The 15,943-nt window shown below is 70.5% G+C and carries 12 protein-coding genes; 9 read left to right on the top strand and 3 right to left on the bottom strand.

The window, feature by feature from the left end; all coding sequences use genetic code 11:
* Nucleotides 1-6: 6 nt before the first annotated feature.
* From DEJ43_RS33930 to DEJ43_RS33920, 3 genes are all read right to left on the bottom strand, one after another.
* Entirely contained in the window at nt 7-1,371 is a 1,365-nt protein-coding gene (locus DEJ43_RS33930) for an NAD(P)/FAD-dependent oxidoreductase (RefSeq protein ID WP_041663201.1), read from the bottom strand.
* A 180-nt stretch (nt 1,372-1,551) separates the two neighbouring features.
* A complete protein-coding gene (locus tag DEJ43_RS33925; protein ID WP_015037963.1) occupies nt 1,552-2,613 on the bottom strand; it encodes a Gfo/Idh/MocA family oxidoreductase in 1,062 nt (353 codons plus the stop codon).
* Nucleotides 2,614-2,810: 197 nt separating this feature from the next.
* Entirely contained in the window at nt 2,811-4,259 is a 1,449-nt protein-coding gene (locus tag DEJ43_RS33920; RefSeq protein WP_015037962.1) for an APC family permease, read from the bottom strand.
* Nucleotides 4,260-4,761: 502 nt separating this feature from the next.
* Here DEJ43_RS33920 and DEJ43_RS33915 point away from each other — a divergent pair.
* From DEJ43_RS33915 to DEJ43_RS33875, 9 genes are all read left to right on the top strand, one after another.
* A complete protein-coding gene (locus DEJ43_RS33915; RefSeq protein WP_015037961.1) occupies nt 4,762-6,297 on the top strand; it encodes a flavin-containing monooxygenase in 1,536 nt (511 codons plus the stop codon).
* Nucleotides 6,290-7,225 carry an alpha/beta fold hydrolase gene (locus DEJ43_RS33910; RefSeq protein ID WP_015037960.1) on the top strand — a complete coding sequence of 312 codons (936 nt, stop codon included), beginning with the start codon at nt 6,290-6,292 and terminating at the stop codon, nt 7,223-7,225. The genes DEJ43_RS33915 and DEJ43_RS33910 overlap by 8 nt, the downstream gene beginning before the upstream one ends.
* 24 nt (nt 7,226-7,249) lie before the next feature.
* Entirely contained in the window at nt 7,250-7,954 is a 705-nt protein-coding gene (locus DEJ43_RS33905) for a hypothetical protein (protein WP_015037959.1), read from the top strand.
* A 26-nt stretch (nt 7,955-7,980) separates the two neighbouring features.
* The gene (locus DEJ43_RS33900; RefSeq protein WP_071892284.1) at nt 7,981-9,339 is read left to right on the top strand and encodes an NAD-dependent succinate-semialdehyde dehydrogenase; all 1,359 of its coding nucleotides are present in this window, start codon (nt 7,981-7,983) and stop codon (nt 9,337-9,339) included.
* 29 nt (nt 9,340-9,368) lie between these two features.
* A complete protein-coding gene (locus tag DEJ43_RS33895) occupies nt 9,369-10,484 on the top strand; it encodes a Zn-dependent alcohol dehydrogenase (RefSeq protein ID WP_041663199.1) in 1,116 nt (371 codons plus the stop codon).
* A 17-nt stretch (nt 10,485-10,501) separates the two neighbouring features.
* Nucleotides 10,502-11,758, top strand: a complete 1,257-nt coding sequence (locus tag DEJ43_RS33890; protein ID WP_015037956.1) for an aspartate aminotransferase family protein — start codon at nt 10,502-10,504, stop codon at nt 11,756-11,758.
* Between the two features lie 117 nt (nt 11,759-11,875).
* Nucleotides 11,876-13,432: a long-chain-fatty-acid--CoA ligase gene (locus DEJ43_RS33885; protein WP_015037955.1), complete on the top strand. Its 1,557-nt coding sequence runs from the start codon at nt 11,876-11,878 to the stop codon at nt 13,430-13,432.
* A gap of 143 nt (nt 13,433-13,575) precedes the next feature.
* Nucleotides 13,576-15,153 carry an AMP-binding protein gene (locus tag DEJ43_RS33880; RefSeq protein WP_233448017.1) on the top strand — a complete coding sequence of 526 codons (1,578 nt, stop codon included), beginning with the start codon at nt 13,576-13,578 and terminating at the stop codon, nt 15,151-15,153.
* Nucleotides 15,154-15,156: 3 nt separating this feature from the next.
* Nucleotides 15,157-15,933: an SDR family oxidoreductase gene (locus tag DEJ43_RS33875; protein WP_015037953.1), complete on the top strand. Its 777-nt coding sequence runs from the start codon at nt 15,157-15,159 to the stop codon at nt 15,931-15,933.
* Nucleotides 15,934-15,943 lie beyond the last annotated feature (10 nt).

Raw genomic sequence — 15,943 nt, 5'->3', positions numbered from 1 at the left:
GAACCCTCAGGAACCCCCGCGCCTGCCACGGCGGAGCGCCCGCCGGGCCCGTGTCCTGCTGCCGTTGAAGAAGTCGTTGAACCGGTCCAGCCCCCAGACGGCTCGGAGGACGAACGGCTGCAGCAGCAGCGACATCGACGGCGAGTACTTCGAGGCGTCCGACCAGATGCCGGCGAGGTCCTCCGGCATCTCGCCGTCGACGATGTAGTCGGCGAGCTGATGGGTCACGTACGGCACCTGGCAGAGACCGTGGCCGTTGCAGGCCATCGCGTAGAAGACGTTGTCGCCCACCTGCCCGGCGACCGACAGCCAGTCCGGGCTGATGCCGATCCAACCGCCCCAGGCCCGTTCGATGGCCACGTCGGACAGCGACGGGAACCGGTTGGCCAGATCCTTCCCCATGTCCCGTACGACACCGGGGTCCGGGACCCGGTCCGGGAGCGGGTAGGTCCGGCCCCGCTGTGCTGTGCGCACCCCGCAGACGATGGTGTTGCGCTCGGTGAGCCGGTAGTGGGTCATCAACTGGTGCTGGGTGATGATGCCGGACCGACTGGTCCAGTCCAGCGCGGCGAGCCGCTCCGGCGCGATGGGTTCCGACTCGATCTCGATGACGTACAGCGGCGTCGCGAGGTTCTTGGGCGTGATGTCCCACTCGCCGCCGTAGACGCTGGTCGCGAGCAGGACCTTGTCGGCCCGCACGGTGCCGTGCGGTGTCGTGATCTCGACGATGCCGCCGGTGCGCCGGACATCGCTCACCCGTGTCCGCTCGAAGACCTTGGCCGAGGAGCCGAGCAGTGCGCGACGCACACCGCGGGCGAGCTTGCCCGGGTTCAGCATCCCGCCGATGGATTCCCGCATCCCGCCCACGAAGCCGGCGGGGAGGCCGAGCTCCTCCCTGCTGCCGACGGTCCCGCCCCCACCGAAGGCGCGCAGGATCGCCGCCTGCGTCCGCACCCTGAGCATCATGAGGGGTGAGACCGCACCCCACACCAGGCCGTTCGCCACGTAGTCGCAGTCGATGTCGTGCGTCTTGATGAGGTCTTCCACATAGCGGCCCGCATGCTCCGCCAGTTTGGCCATGACCGGCATCTTCTTCGGGGACTGGAGGCTGAGCATCCGCAGGTCGCCACCCGGCGCCCCGGCGATCTGACCGCCGTTGCGCGAGGCCGAGCCGTAGCCGCAGAACTCGGCCTCCAGCAGGACCACGTCCTGGTCGCGCTCCGCGAGGCGGAGGGCAGCCGCCATGCCACCCATGCCGCCGCCGATGACGGCGATGCCGCAGGTGAGATCACCGTCCAGGGCGGGCCGCACGTCGTCCGGCGGGTCGATCCAGCCGGTGAAGCTGGTGTACTTCGTGCTGTCGGTCCTCATGCTGTCCCGATCTCCTTCCAGGTGGGGCGTCCGCCCCACTTCGTACTCCGCGTCGAGGCGTGCTCGGCGACGCGCCCGAGCCCCCGTTCCCGTCCGGCGGATCGACCGTGACGGGCGGCTCTTCGGCGAGGCGCGCGAAGACGGCGAACAGGAGGTTCTCCGTCTCCGCGCGTCTCCGTCTCAGTCCTGAGAAGTCGTGGCCCCGAGCGGGGTCCGGCCCGCTCGCCGCTCTCCCTTGGCCGCGACCGAACGGGCGGGCAGGTCACCCATCGACAGGAGACCGGGACGCGCCTCGACGACCGCGGTGGAGGCGTTGACCGCCGCCGCGACGGTGCTGAGGAAGGAGTCGAAGCCCACGGAGGAACGGAGATCGACGACCTGCTCCTCTCCGACGATCCGGTAGTCGTCGCCCGCGGCCACCTCGTCGGCCGGGTCGAAGAACCCGAACGTGATCTCCAGATCGATCACCACCTCGCCCTTGAGCACGCCGCGGGCGGCGTGCGTGACCGCCGCGATCTGCCCCGGTTCGATACGCATGTGGTCCCCGACGCGCGGCGAAGTCGTCACGACGGCGGGTTCGACCTCTCCCACGTCCACCGAGTCGAGATCCCATCCGAGCCCGGCCGCGAGCGCCCCGATGGCCTGCTCGAAGCCGTGGTGCCCGACGACCTCGCCCCGGCTGCGAGCCGTCGCGAACTCGCGGAGGGTCAGACCGAGGCCGAACTTCGACAGGATCGCGCCGTAGCGTGCCATGTTCGTCCGTCGGCGGATCCGCACGCTCTCCACGCGCTGGGTCAGTGCGGTCAGGAGGAGAGGGAGGGTGTCCATCAGGACGCCCGGGTTCGCCCCGCCGCCCAGGACGGTCACGCCGTGCGCCTTCGCCGTGTCGTCGAGCCGCCGGGCCAGATCGGGGTGGCTCCGCCATGGATGGGCCAGCTCTTCGCAGATGCTCAGGACGTTGTACGAACGCTCCAGCAGCGGCAGCAGGACGTCGGCCGCCCTGTGCAGGTCCGAGACGGTCGCCACGATCGCGAGGTCGGCGGCGGGCAGCTCGGCCGGGTCGCTCACGACGACGACACCGTTCGCGGCGCCGGCGAGGAGCACTCCGAGGTCTTGACCGACCACGCGGGGGTCCCGGTCCGCCGCTCCCACGATCTCCACGTCCGCGCGTCGCAGCAAGGAAGAGGCGATGGCCCGGCCAGTGGCACCGAGCCCCACCACGACAGTCCGATTCTTCAACATCACTCCCCTGGGCGCCTCGGCCGGCCCGCCCACGACACGGTGCTCGGCGAAACGGAACTTCGCCGGTGGCGGTTGCCTGGTACCCCACTGTCACAGGCCAGGGGCATGGTGAGAACGACACCGGGCACCGGCTTCCTCCGGGGGCGGTGCACGGTGCACAGACCGCCGCGCCCTTCATGAGCTGACCGGCACGTCGCTCAGAGTCGCTCGTAGACGGCCGGTCGGCGCGCTCGCAGGACGAGGGCCTGCACCGCGCCGGCCACGGCCGAGAGGGCGACGAGGCCGCCGATCACCCAGGCGCCCGTGGGGGTGCCGACGAGGAGCGGGAAGTTGGCGACCATCAGGCAGACCACACAAGCCAGGCCGAGGAAGGCGACGGCCGGGGCCACGACCGTCCGCCACACCGACTGCCGTTCGTCGGCGCGCCGGAAGAAGCCGATGATCGCGAGGCTGGTGGCCGCCATCAGCAGGACGATGCCGAGGGTGGCGGCGCCGGAGAACCACGCGTAGAGGTCCCCGATCGGGTCGAGGCCGAGCGCCGCGACGACGACCGTGGTGACGAACGCGACCGCCGAGGCGACGGCCGAGGACGCCGACGGCGCGCGGTGCCGGGGGTGGACGACGCCCAGCGGCGCCGGAAGCGCGCCGGCCCGGGCCAGGGCGAACTGGTAGCGCGTCACGACGTTGTGGAAGGCCAGTACGCAGGCGAACTGGCTGGTGATCAGGAGGAGTTGCATGGCGTCGGCCCAGACGGACCCGACGTAGCTCCGCGTCAGCGTGAGGACCAGACCCTCGGGGTCGGCCTGCGCGGCTCCGACCACGGCGTCGACGCCCGCACCCACCACGATCGCCCACACGGTGAACGAGTAGAAGACACCGATCACCAGGATCGCGACGTATGTCGCCCGCGGGACCGTGACGTCGGGGTCCTTCGCCTCGTTGCGGAACACCGCCGTCGCCTCGAAGCCGATGAACCCGAAGAGGGCGAACATGACGCCGAGGCCCAGGGAGCCGGTGCCCACGATCGAGGGCGACACCGGCTCGGCCGTCAGGCCGTGGGCGCCGCCGTGGCCCACGATGCCGAGGTCCAGGACCAGGAGCAGCAGGGATTCCAGCACCAGCACGGCACCGAGCACTTTGGCGCTCAGTTCGATGTCGCGGTAGCCGAGGAAGGCGATGACGCCCAGCGAGACGAGCGCCCACGCCCACCACGGGGAGCCGACCTCGGCGTACCGCTCGATGACGTTGCTCGTCGCGACGCCCACGTAGGCGTTCACCCCGACGAGAAGCAGCGTGTAGGAGAAGAGCGCGAGGGTCGAGGCCGAGAGACCGGGTATGCGGCCGAGCCCCGCCTGGACGTAGGCGTAGAAGGCGCCCGCGTTGCGTACCCGTCCGGCCATCAGGGTGAAACCGACCGCGAAGATCAGCAGCAGCACGGTGGACAGCGCGAAGTACAGCGGCATCCCCGGGCTGCCGCTCACGGCGAAGGCGAGCGGCACCCCGCCGGCCACGAGCCCGAGCGGTGCCGCCGCGGCGACGACCATGAACACGATCTGCGACACGCCGAGCCCACGGTGGAGCGGATTCCCCGATCCCGCTTCACCGTCGGCTGCTTCGGCGTGCCCTGTCTTGGAGGGGTCGGTCATCGCGACCACCTTTCGGCTCACGGGCCGGTACCGGCTCGTCATGGGTGGGTGAACTCGTCATGGGTGGGTGAAGGAGTGCGTGAGGCGGTACGCCTGCGCGAACGAACGGGCGCGGCTCCCTCGCGGCGGGCTGAGCCGGAGCGGCGGGAGGCGGATCTTCCCGACCGGGAAGACGTGGCGGGTTCGACCTCTGCGCACGACCGCCGCGAGGTGTTTAGTGCCACTAAACACCGGGGGCAAACCTCTATCACGCCGGTCCTGCTGTCGCAACGGCTGCGGCACGACCAGGCCCTGGACGGCGGCCGCCCGCTCCCGGGAGGGCCGGGCCACCGGCTCGGCCGGGGCCGCGGCCCGAACGTCGGACACCGTATGGGCGCAGCGCCCCGGCCCGCCTGTGCATCGTGCACCGAGCCCGGGCGAAGCAGGTGCCCGCTGTCGTTCTCGCAGGCGGGCCCGGCTGGCGACAGTGAGGCAACCGCCACAGGAACAGCGAGGAAACGCCATGACAGCTGAGGTGTTGGACGCCGTCGAGGAGTTCGACGTGGTGATCGTCGGAGCAGGGATCTCCGGGATCGGCGCGGCCACCTATGTCAGCCGGGAGCTGCCCGACAAGTCGCTCGCCGTACTGGAAGCGCGCGATGACATCGGAGGCACTTGGGACCTGTTCCGCTATCCCGGCATCCGCTCCGACTCCGACCTCCACACGTTCGGATACGCGTTCAAGCCCTGGCGCCACGAAGCCGCGATCGCCGACGCTCCCCTCATCAAGGGGTACCTCCAGGAGACCGTCGAGGAGAACGGCCTGGAGCGCGTCCTCAGGCTCGGCCACCGGGTCGTCCGCGCGGAGTGGTCCACGGCGGACTCACGGTGGACCCTCACCGTCCAGACGTCGGACCCCGCCACGGGAGCGGCCCGGACCAAGACGATCTACGCGGGATGGGTCTTCGCCGCCACCGGCTACTACCGGTACGACGAAGGATTCTCCCCGGAGTTCCGGGGGCGGGACGACTTCGAGGGCCGGATCGTCCATCCGCAGCACTGGCCGGAGGACCTCGACTACAGCGGCAAGAAGGTCGTCGTCATCGGCAGCGGCGCCACCGCGATCACCCTGGTGCCGGCCATGACCACCGGGGCGGGCGCCGCCCGGCACGTGACGATGCTGCAGCGCACCCCCACCTACGTCATGCCGCTCCCCCGCGTCGACAAGATCGCCCTGGCGCTCACGAAGCTGCTCGGAGAAGAGCGCGGGTACGCCGTGACGCGGTTCAAGAACATCTGGACCGAGCACGCCATCGTGAGGGGTCTGCGGACCTTCCCCAGGGCCGGACGCGCACTGATCCGGCGCGAGAACATCAAGCGCCTGCCCAAGGGATTCGACGTCGACAAGCACTTCAACCCGCCGTACGACCCCTGGGACCAGCGGCTGTGCGCGGCACCGGACGGCGACTTCTTCGACGCGATCAAGGAAGGCAGGGCCTCCGTCGTCACCGACGCCGTGGCGAGGTTCAGCAAGCGCGGGATCGTCCTGGCGTCCGGCGAGGAACTGGAAGCCGACGTCATCGTCACCGCGACGGGGCTGAACCTGCGGCTCTTCGACGGCATGCCCATCGTGGTCGACGGGCGCCAGATCGACATCGCCGACACGCTCTGTTACCGCGGCATGCTGCTGAGCGGCATCCCGAACTGGGCGATGGCGATCGGCTACACCACCTCGTCCTGGACGCTCAAGGTGAGCCTGATGTGCCGTTACTTCATCGACCTGGTCAGGCACATGGACGCCCGCGGATACGACACGGTGGTTCCGGTCGCACCGCCGGGAACGAACCGCAGGCCCGTCATGGACCTCCAGGCGGGGTACGCCAAGCGCGGCGAGAAGCTCCTGCCCAAGCAGGGCCCCGAGAAGCCCTGGCGGATGGCGATGTCCTACCCCGAGGACGCCAGGGCGCTGCGCGGCCCCGTGGCCGACGAGAACCTCCGGTTCGGCGCCCGACGGGCGGCCGCGCCGGCACCCGGCGGGAGGCGAGCCACCCGTGCCTGAGACGAGCGCCGTCGAGAGCGCCGACCAGTACGCGACCCTGCCGTCCGGGATGACGATCTGCTTCCGGGACCACGGCGACAAGGACGACCCCGCGATGCTGCTCATCGCGGGACTGGGCGAAGACCTCACCTTCTGGACGGACTCGTTCGTCGACTCCCTCGTCGCCCGCGGTTTCCGGGTCGTCGCGATCGACAACCGTGACGTCGGCCAGTCGACGTTCGTCGCCGCGCCCCCGCCCGGGACCTGGCGTCAGATCGCCGCGCGTCCGCGCGGCGACGCGTACGCGCTGGCCGACATGGCCCAGGACGCCGTCGGTGTGCTCGACCATCTCGGGATCGCGCGGGTCCACCTGGTCGGGCGGTCGATGGGCGGGATGATCGCGCAGACGATCGCGGCCACGGAACCCGAGCGGGCCCTGTCCCTGACCTCCGTCTACTCCACCACCGGGGCGCGCAAGGTCGGTCAGCCGGCCCTGTCGACGATCCGGCTCCTCGCCGCCCCGCCGGCGAAGAACAGAACCGCGGCGGTCTGTGCCCACCTGCGGCTCACCCGGCACGTCGCCGGAGTGGGCCATCCCATCGACGACGCGGCCGAGGCGGCCATCGCGGCGCGCGGCTGGGACCGGAGCGCCGGCGATCCGGCGGCCGGCACGGCGCGCCAGATCCAGGCGATCCAGCGCTCCGGCGACCGGACGGCGCAGCTGAGCGGGATCACGGCCCCGACGCTGGTCATCCACGGCGACCGGGACCTGCTGGTGCATCCGAGCGGCGGCGCCGCGACCGTACGGGCGATCCGCTCGGCCCGGCACGTGGTGATTCCCGGCATGGGCCATCACCTTCCCGAGTCCCTCGTCGGCCCTGTCACGACCCACATCTCGCAGCACGCGAACCGCGTGGGCGGAGGAGGAAACCATGTCCGGATCCCGTGAACCCGTCCGCGAGGGGGCGTTCCGATGAGGGAAGCGCTGTTCCTCCTTGCCGACCTGTGGATGATCTTCGCCGGCTACTTCTACGGCTGGAGGTTCATCCGCCGCTACGGCAACTACCTCCTGGGCCTCGAATGGATGGTCGTCGCGACGTCGGGCAGCAACTTCCTGCTCTGGTCGCTGCTCGGAGCCGAGAGCGACAGCGTCCTGTACGACCTGGCGTACTTCTTCGACGCGTTCTCCAGGTCGGTCGGCATCACCCTCATCCTGGTCCTGGGCCTGATGAAGGTCACCCATCGCTACAAGCCGAGCCGCAGCGTCGACGTCGCCGTGTTCGGGGTCGCGATCGTGGCCGCCCTGTTCCTCCGCCCCTTCCACGGCGCGGATCTCCACACCGACCGTGGTGCGTTCTGGGTCTCCGTGTTCTACGTCGTCGTCAACCTCTGCACGGCCGTGTTCCTCTGCTACTTCGTCAAACGGCTCTGGGGCGCGGGCGCGCGGTGGCCGGCGGTCTGGACGGCACTGGTCACGGCCGCCGGGACCACCATCGCGATCACGTACGACTTCTTTCCCCTGCCGTTCGACGACGCGAACCGCACGATCTTCTACACCGCCGCGCTGGCGACCTGGGGCACCCAGGGATTCGTCTACTTCCGCGCCTACCGCGCGCTGCACGACCGCAACGCGGCCTTGGACCCGTACCCGGCCCGCACGGCCGGGGCCCCCGTATGAACCCGCATCACGACGAAGGAGTCAGTATGGCGAAGCGGCACGTGTACGCGGTGGTGGACCCCGCCAGCGGCAAGCTGGTCAAGGAGTACCCCACCGCGACGGACGAGACCGTCGACGCGGCGCTCGACGCGGCGGCGAACGCCTACACGGACTGGTCGAGGCAGACCTCCGTGGCACAGCGCGCCCAGCTGTTGCACACCGTCGCCACCCTGCACAGCGAGCGCAGCCGGCAGCTCGCCGAGATCATCCACCGGGAGATGGGCAAGCCGGTGGACGAGGCCGTCGGGGAGGTCGAGTTCAGCGCCTCGATCTACCGGTACTACGCCGAGAACGCGGAGAGGTTCCTCACCGACGAGCCGATCGAGCTCCTGGAGGGAGAGGGCACCGCCTTCATCCGCCGCCAGCCGGTCGGCGTGCTGCTGGGGATCATGCCCTGGAACTATCCGTACTACCAGGTGGCCCGGTTCGCCGCGCCCAACCTCGCGCTGGGCAACACCATCGTGCTCAAGCACGCGTCGCAGTGTCCGGAGTCGTCCGCGGCTCTCCAGCAGCTGTTCACGGACGCGGGCTTCCCCCAGGGCTGCTACGTCAACGTCCACGCCACCGGCGAGCAGATCGGCCGCGCCATCGCCGACCCCCGCGTGCAGGGCGTCTCCTTCACCGGTTCGGAGCGGGCCGGCGCGGAGGTCGCCGAGAAGGCCGGGCGCAGCCTCAAGAAGGTGGTGCTCGAACTGGGCGGCTCGGACCCCTTCATCGTGCTGTCGACCGACGACCTCGACGCCACGGTCCAGGCGGCGGTCGAGGCGCGGTTCGAGAACGCCGGCCAGGCGTGCAACGCCGGGAAGCGGTTCATCGTCGCCGAGGACGTCTACGACGCCTTCCTCGACAGGTTCACCGAGAAGGTGCTCGCCCTGACCGACGGCCTGGCGCCGCTCTCCTCGGTGGCCGCCGCCGAGTACGTCGAGGAACAGGTCGAGCGCATCGTCGGGGAAGGGGCGACCTTCGTCTCCGTACGACAGCGAGAAGGGGCGTACTTCCCGCCCGGCGTGCTGACGGGCGTCTCGCCGACGTCGCCGTCGGCCGCCGAGGAGCTCTTCGGTCCCGTCGCGACCGTCTACCGGGTCGGATCCGAGGACGAGGCCGTACAGCTGGCGAACGACACCCCGTACGGGCTGGGCTCCTATGTGTTCACGACGGACCCCGAGCAGGCGCTGCGCGTCGCCGACAGGATCGACGCCGGCATGGTCTTCATCAACGGCGTCGGCCTCGAAAGCGCGGAACTGCCCTTCGGTGGCGTCAAGTTGTCCGGCTTCGGCCGCGAGCTGGGCCGGGCGGGCATCGACGAGTTCGCCAACAGGAAGCTCATCCGTACCGCTCGGACGTGATCGCCCCACACCACGGAAGGAAGACTTTCATGACGATCGAGTTCGACGCCGCCGTCTTCAGGACGCCGAACGAACCGCTGACCATCGAGCGAGTGACGATCCCCTCGACGCCTCCGCCCGGCGAGGTGCTCGTGCGGCTCAAGGCGAGCGGGGTGTGCCACAGCGACCTCCATGTCCTTTTGGGCGAATGGGAGGTTCCTTCGCCGATGATCCTCGGCCATGAGGGAGCCGGGGTCGTCGAGAGCGTCGGCGACGGCGTCACGTCGCTGACGAAGGGCGACCACGTCGTGCTGTCCTGGACGCCCTCGTGTCGCCGCTGCCGCTACTGCGTCAGCGGCAGGCCCGTCCTCTGCGACATGGTGAGCCGGCACTCGGCGAACCACCTGTCGTTCGACGGCCGGCCCCGGATCACGTCCGCCGACGGGGGCGACGTCCTCAGCTTCGCGGGCCTGGGAACGTTCGGCGAGTACGCCCTCGTGCCCGAATCGGGCGCGATCGCCATCCGGGACGACGCCCCGTTCCCGCAGTCCGCCCTGGTCGGATGCGCCGTCACGACCGGTGTCGGCGCGGCCGTCAACACGGCCGGCGTGCGGCCGAGCGACACCGTACTGGTCCTCGGCTGCGGCGGCGTCGGTCTGAACGCGATCCAGGGTGCCCGGCTCGCCGGCGCGCGGAGGATCATCGCCGCCGACATCTCCGACGAGAAGCTGGAGCAGGCGCGCGTCTTCGGCGCGACCGACCTGATCAACAACGGCCGCGAGGACTTCGCGGACCGGGTGCGACAGCTCACCGAGGGACGCGGTGTGGAGATCGCCATCGAGGCCATCGGGCTGCCCCGCACCATCGAGTCGGCCTACGAGGTCCTGGCCCGGGGTGGCACGGCGGTGGTCGCCGGGCAGGTGGCGGACGGCCTGAGGGTCTCCATCGATCCCTTCGTCATGTCCGATCAGGAGCTCTCGCTCATCGGCTCGAACTACGGCTCCAGCAAGCCGGATTCCGACTTCCCGTTGCTGATCGACCACTACATGAACGGCCGCATCGACCTGGACTCCCTGGTGACGAGCGTGATCGGTCTGCAGGACATCAACGGGGCGTTCGACCAGATGAAGCGCGGCATCGGCATCCGCTCGGTGATCACGTACTGAAAGGCAGGGGCGATCTCATGGCCCTGGAATCATCCCGCTCGGCCTTCGAGCGAGCCCGCCGCAGCGTCGGCGGGGGTGTGGGGTCGGGCCTGCGCGCCGCGATGCCACCCCATCCGCTCTTCGTGCGCGAGGCGCGGGGCGCGTACGTCTGGGACCTGGACGGCGACCGGTACGTCGACTACGTGATGGCGTGGGGGCCGCTCGTCCTCGGTCACGGTGACCCGCGCGTGCTGTCAGCGGTGTCCGAGGTCGCGACGAAGATGCAGGTCGTCGGCACCGGCCACCCGCTGGAGTACCTCGCGGCGGAAGCGGTCCTCGAGGCCGTGCCGCACGGCGAGCGGCTGCTGTGGAGCAACACGGGGACAGAAGCGGTGCAGGTGGCGCTGCGCCTCGCGCGCGCGGCCACCGGGCGGCGCCGCGTCCTCAAGTTCGCCAAGAGCTACCACGGCTGGCACGACACCGTGTACGCCGGGATGTCCGAGGACGACTGCGATCGCCCCGCCACCCCCGGCGGGGCCGGGCAGTCGGCCAGTGTCCTCGACGACCTGGTCGTGGCGCGCTTCAACGATGTACAGCTGGCCGAGCGCTTGCTGAGCGAGGCCGTCGAGCGCGACATCGCGGCCGTGCTCGTCGACCCGGTGATGAGCAACGCCGGCGTCGAAGCGCCCACACCGCTCTTCCTGTCGACGCTGCGGACCCTCTGCGACCGGCACGGCGTCGTCCTCGTCTTCGACGAGGTGATCGCCGGGTTCCGGATCGCCCGTGGCGGGGCGGCCGAGAAGTACGGCGTCCTTCCCGACCTGTCCGTCTTCGGGAAGGCGATGGCCGGCGGCTTCACCCAGAGCGCCGTCGTCGGCCGGGCCGATCTGATCGACCAGGTGACCTCCGGCGTCGTTCACGCCGGAACCTTCAACGCCAACCCGATCGCACTGGCGGCCGTCACGGCGACGATGCGCGTCCTGGCCGATCCCGCGGTGTACGAGCGACTCGAACGGACCTCGTCCGAGTTCGAAGCCCTCGTCGGCGCCGTTCTCGGTTCCTCGCCCGACTTCGGAAGCTTCAACCGGGTCGGCTCGCTCCTCCAGTACGTCCCCGCCGGGGGCGCCACCGGGCTTCACGGAACGAGCGGGCTCTGGGCGGTGATCCTCGAAGGGATGCTGCGGCAGGGCTTCCTGTTCATGCCGTCCGGCAAGGTCTTCCTCAGCACGGCGCACACCACCGCCGACGTCGAGGCGACGGCCGAGGCCCTCGACCGGCTCCTGCGGACGTTGTGACACCCGCATCGAGTCACGCGTCACCCCCACCCGCTCACCCGCTCACCCGCTCCGAGCCGGGCCGCGTGTTCTGTTCCTCCGCGGCCCGGCCCGGTCCGCCCTTCCGGAAATGGCACCATGCTGAACCTCTCGGTCCTGCTCGAGGACTCCGCCCGCACGCACCCGGACCGGGACGCGGTCGTCCTCGGCACGATGCGTCTCACCTACGCCCAGATCGACGCCGCCGCCAATCAGGTCGCCAACCTCCTGGTCGACCGCGGCATCTGGCCCGGCGACAAGGTCGCGCTCAGTTGTCCGAACGTGCCCTGGTTCCCGATCGTCTACTACGGGATCCTCAAGGCCGGCGCCGTCGTCGTACCGCTCAACATCCTGCTCAAGGGCCGGGAGGTCGCCTACCAGCTCGCCGACTCGGGGGCGAAGGCGTACTTCTGCTTCGAGGGCGGCGAGGGCCTGCCGATGGGGGCGGAGGGGCACGCCGGGTTCACCGAGACCCCGGCCTGCGAGCACTTCTTCCTCATCACCGCCGATCCCGCGGCGGAGAGCCCGATCGAGGGCGTCGAGACCATGGGCGCCGCGCTGCGGGGCACCGCGGCGACGTTCGACAGCATCGGGACGTCGGGGGACGACCCGGCCGTGCTGCTCTACACGAGCGGTACGACGGGGCAGGCGAAGGGCGCCGAACTCAGCCACGCCAACCTGGTGCTCAACGCCCTGGCGGTCAACCAGCTGTTGGAGAACCGGCCGGCGCTGGACACCCATCTGGTCGTGCTGCCGCTGTTCCACTCCTTCGGCGCGACCGTGCAGTTGAACGCCGGCTTCTCGACGGCGAGCACGCTGGTGCTGCTGCCGCGGTTCGACGCCCGGCAGGCGGTGTCCCTGATGCGGCGGGAGGACATCACCGTCTTCGCGGGCGTCCCCACCATGTGGTGGGGCCTGTTGCAGGCGCTCACCGAGGACGTCGACGTCGAGAGGATCGCGAGGAACCTGCGCGTCGGCGTCTCCGGCGGCGCCGCGCTCCCCGCGGAACTCATCAAGCAGGTCAGGGAGCGGCTGGGCGTCCAGGTCCTGGAGGGCTACGGCCTTTCCGAGACCTCGCCGGTGGTGACCTTCAGCGATCCGGCGCGGGAGCCCCGTCCCGGGTCGATCGGCGTGCCGATCTGGGGCGTCGAGGTCAAGCTCGTCGACGCGGACTGGTCGGAGGTCGAGGACGACGGCACGGGCAGCGCCATCGGGGAGATCGCGGTCAAGGGCCACAACGTGATGAAGGGCTACCACGGCCGCCCCGAGGCCACCGCCGAAGCCGTCAGGGACGGCTGGTTCCGCACCGGCGACCTGGCCCGCAGGGACAAGGACGGCTTCTACTACATCGTCGACCGGGCGAAGGACCTGATCATCCGCGGTGGCTTCAACGTCTACCCGCGCGAGATCGAGGAGGTCCTGATGACGCACCCGGCGGTCAGCCTGGCCGCCGTCGTCGGCGTGCCGCACGAGAGCCACGGCGAGGAGATCAAGGCGTTCGTCATCCTCGAGCGTGGCGCCGAGGCCCGCCCCGACGAGCTGATCGCCTGGGGCAAGGAGCAGATGGCCGGCTACAAGTACCCGCGCATCGTCGAGGTCGTGCGGACCCTGCCGATGACGTCCACCGGAAAGATCCTCAAGCGCGAGCTCACGTGACCGGCACACCTAGGCATGGACATGGGTGGGAAGGACGGCAGATGACAGTGGACGAGGGTCGGCGGCGGGACACGTCCCCCAGCGGGTCCGGTACGGGGCCGGACGCGGTTCCCGGCTCGCTCGTGGCCGCGTGGAAGGCACGTGTGGCGAGGAACCCGGGCGGGACAGCGCTTCGTTTCTTCGACGGTGCGCTGTCCGCGCGGGAGGTGGACGCGGCGTCGGACGCCCTGGCCGCCGCGTTCGAGGCACGCGGGACGGGCCGGGGCGACCGCGTCGGGGTGTACCTGCAGAACGTTCCGCAGTACGCGCTGGTGCTGCTGGCCCTGTGGAAGCTGGGGGCCACGGCGCTGGGGCTGAACCCGATGTACCGGCGCCGGGAACTGCGCCGGATCGTCGAGGACTCCGGGGCGGTGGGCGTCGTCTGCGCGGACGAGGACGTCCACGAGACGCTCGGCACGCTGGCGGGGAGCACGGTGCGGTGGCTTATCAGCACATCGGCGCTGGACTACCAGTCGAGGAACGATCCGCGGGTCTTCGCGACGACGGAACGCCTGGCCCCCGCGCCGGACGGCGACCTGGTGGCCCTGATCGGCGCGTACCGCGGTCGCCGCCCCGCTCCGGTGGAACTCACCCCTGAGGACGTCGCGTTCCTGACGTACACCTCGGGGACGACGGGCCCGCCGAAGGGCGCCATGAACACCCACGCCAACGTGCTGAGCGTGGTGGCGACCTGCGCGTCGTGGGTGCGTGTGGACGACGGGGACGTCGTGTTCGCCATGGCCCCGCTGTTCCACATCACCGGGGCGGTGGTCAACGCGACGCTCTCGCTGCTCACCGACACCACGCTCGTCCTGGCGGGCCGGTTCCACCCCGAGGTCGCCCTGGAGGCCTTCGCCGAGCACCAGGTGACGTACACGATCGGCTCCATCACCGCGTACAACGCGATCTACGAGCTGCCGCAGGCCGGGCCGGAGCACTTCGCGACGGCGAAGGCCCTGTACTCGGGCGGCGCGCCGATCCCGCCGGCCACCGTCGAGCGGTTCCGGGAGCGGTTCGGCGTCTACCTCCACAACGGCTACGGGATGACCGAGACGACGTCCGCCGTCATCGCCGTGCCGCCGGGTGAGCGGGCGCCGGTGCATCTGCCGAGCGGGACGCTGTCCATCGGCAAGCCTCTGCCTCATCTCACCGCGCGCGTCGTCGACCTGCACGGCGATCCAATGCCCTGTGGTCAGCAGGGTGAGCTGGAGCTGAGCGGGCCGCAGGTGGTTCCCGGGTACTGGGGCAAGCCCGAGGCCACCCGCCGGACCATGCCGGAGGGCCGGCTCCGTACCGGCGACGTCGCCGTCATCGACGAGCAGGGCTGGGTCTATCTGGTGGACCGGCTCAAGGACCAGATCAACGTGTCCGGGTACAAGGTCTGGCCGCGCGAGGTCGAGGACGCCCTGTACGAACACCCCTCGGTCCTCGAAGCCGCGGTCGTCGGACAGCCGGACGAGTACCGCGGCGAGACCGTCGTCGCCTACGTCTCGCTGAAAGCGGGTCTGACCGCATCCGCCGAGGAGCTGATCGCCTTCTCCCGCGAGCGGCTGGCCGCCTACAAGTGCCCCCGCACGATCCATTTCCTCGCCGACCTGCCCAAGACCCAGAGCGGCAAGATCCGGCGCGCCGAACTCCGCGGCCTCGACGGCACCGAGCCGGATTCCCCCTCGAAGGACTGATCCATGAGCAAGAACCACACCGGCCGGTTCTCGGGCCGCACCGCCGTCGTGACCGGAGCGAGCCGGGGCATCGGTCTCGCCGTCGCCGAACGGCTCGTCGCCGAAGGCGCGCGCGTGTGCCTGACCGCGCGCAAGGCCGGTCCCCTCGAAGAGGCGGCGGCCTCCCTCCCCCCGGGCAGCGTCGTCACCGTCGCCGGCAGGGCGGACGATCCCGACCACCGCCGTGAGGTCCTGGACACCGTCGCGCGCGAGTTCGGCGGACTGGACGTCCTCGTGAACAACGCGGGCATCAATCCCGCGTACGGTCCCGTCGTCGGCCTGGACCTCGACGTCGCCCGCAAAGTCCTGGAGGTCAACGTCCTCGCCACCCTCGCCTGGGTGCAGGACGCCGTGGCCCACCCGAAGCTCGGTTTCACCGAACGCCGCGGCACCGTCGTGAACCTCTCCTCCGTCACCGGCGACACCCCCTCACCCGGCATCGGTCTCTACGGAGTCAGCAAGGCGGCGGTGTCCCACCTGACCAGGACCCTCGCCGCCGAACTCGGCCCGGACGTACGGGTCAACGCCGTGGCGCCCGCCGTCGTGAAGACACGGTTCGCCGAGGCCCTGTACGAGGGCAGGGAAACCGAGGTGGCCGCCGACTACCCCCTGCGGCGTCTGGGCGTGCCGTCCGACATCGCCTCCGCCGTGGCGTACCTGGCCTCGGAGGACTCCTCCTGGGTCACCGGCCACGTCCTCACCGTCGACGGCGGCCTCACCGTCGCCGGCGGCACCGCGTGACGCCCTCGCC

The sequence above is a fragment of the Streptomyces venezuelae ATCC 10712 genome, from assembly GCF_008639165.1.
In the GTDB taxonomy this organism is placed as follows: domain Bacteria; phylum Actinomycetota; class Actinomycetes; order Streptomycetales; family Streptomycetaceae; genus Streptomyces; species Streptomyces venezuelae.
The sequence above is the reverse complement of the archived record's forward strand: the minus strand, read 5'-3'. Positions and strand labels throughout refer to the sequence as shown.

What these genes read in the sequence shown, in the direction of transcription:
- DEJ43_RS33900 (WP_071892284.1), top strand. Translation starts at nt 7,981, where the DNA reads ATGGCGAAGCGGCACGTGTACGCGGTGGTGGACCCCGCCAGCGGCAAG.
- DEJ43_RS33895 (WP_041663199.1), top strand. Translation starts at nt 9,369, where the DNA reads ATGACGATCGAGTTCGACGCCGCCGTCTTCAGGACGCCGAACGAACCG.
- DEJ43_RS33930 (WP_041663201.1), bottom strand. Translation starts at nt 1,371, where the DNA reads ATGAGGACCGACAGCACGAAGTACACCAGCTTCACCGGCTGGATCGAC.
- DEJ43_RS33925 (WP_015037963.1), bottom strand. Translation starts at nt 2,613, where the DNA reads ATGTTGAAGAATCGGACTGTCGTGGTGGGGCTCGGTGCCACTGGCCGG.
- DEJ43_RS33915 (WP_015037961.1), top strand. Translation starts at nt 4,762, where the DNA reads ATGACAGCTGAGGTGTTGGACGCCGTCGAGGAGTTCGACGTGGTGATC.
- DEJ43_RS33905 (WP_015037959.1), top strand. Translation starts at nt 7,250, where the DNA reads ATGAGGGAAGCGCTGTTCCTCCTTGCCGACCTGTGGATGATCTTCGCC.
- DEJ43_RS33890 (WP_015037956.1), top strand. Translation starts at nt 10,502, where the DNA reads ATGGCCCTGGAATCATCCCGCTCGGCCTTCGAGCGAGCCCGCCGCAGC.
- DEJ43_RS33920 (WP_015037962.1), bottom strand. Translation starts at nt 4,259, where the DNA reads ATGACCGACCCCTCCAAGACAGGGCACGCCGAAGCAGCCGACGGTGAA.
- DEJ43_RS33875 (WP_015037953.1), top strand. Translation starts at nt 15,157, where the DNA reads ATGAGCAAGAACCACACCGGCCGGTTCTCGGGCCGCACCGCCGTCGTG.
- DEJ43_RS33885 (WP_015037955.1), top strand. Translation starts at nt 11,876, where the DNA reads ATGCTGAACCTCTCGGTCCTGCTCGAGGACTCCGCCCGCACGCACCCG.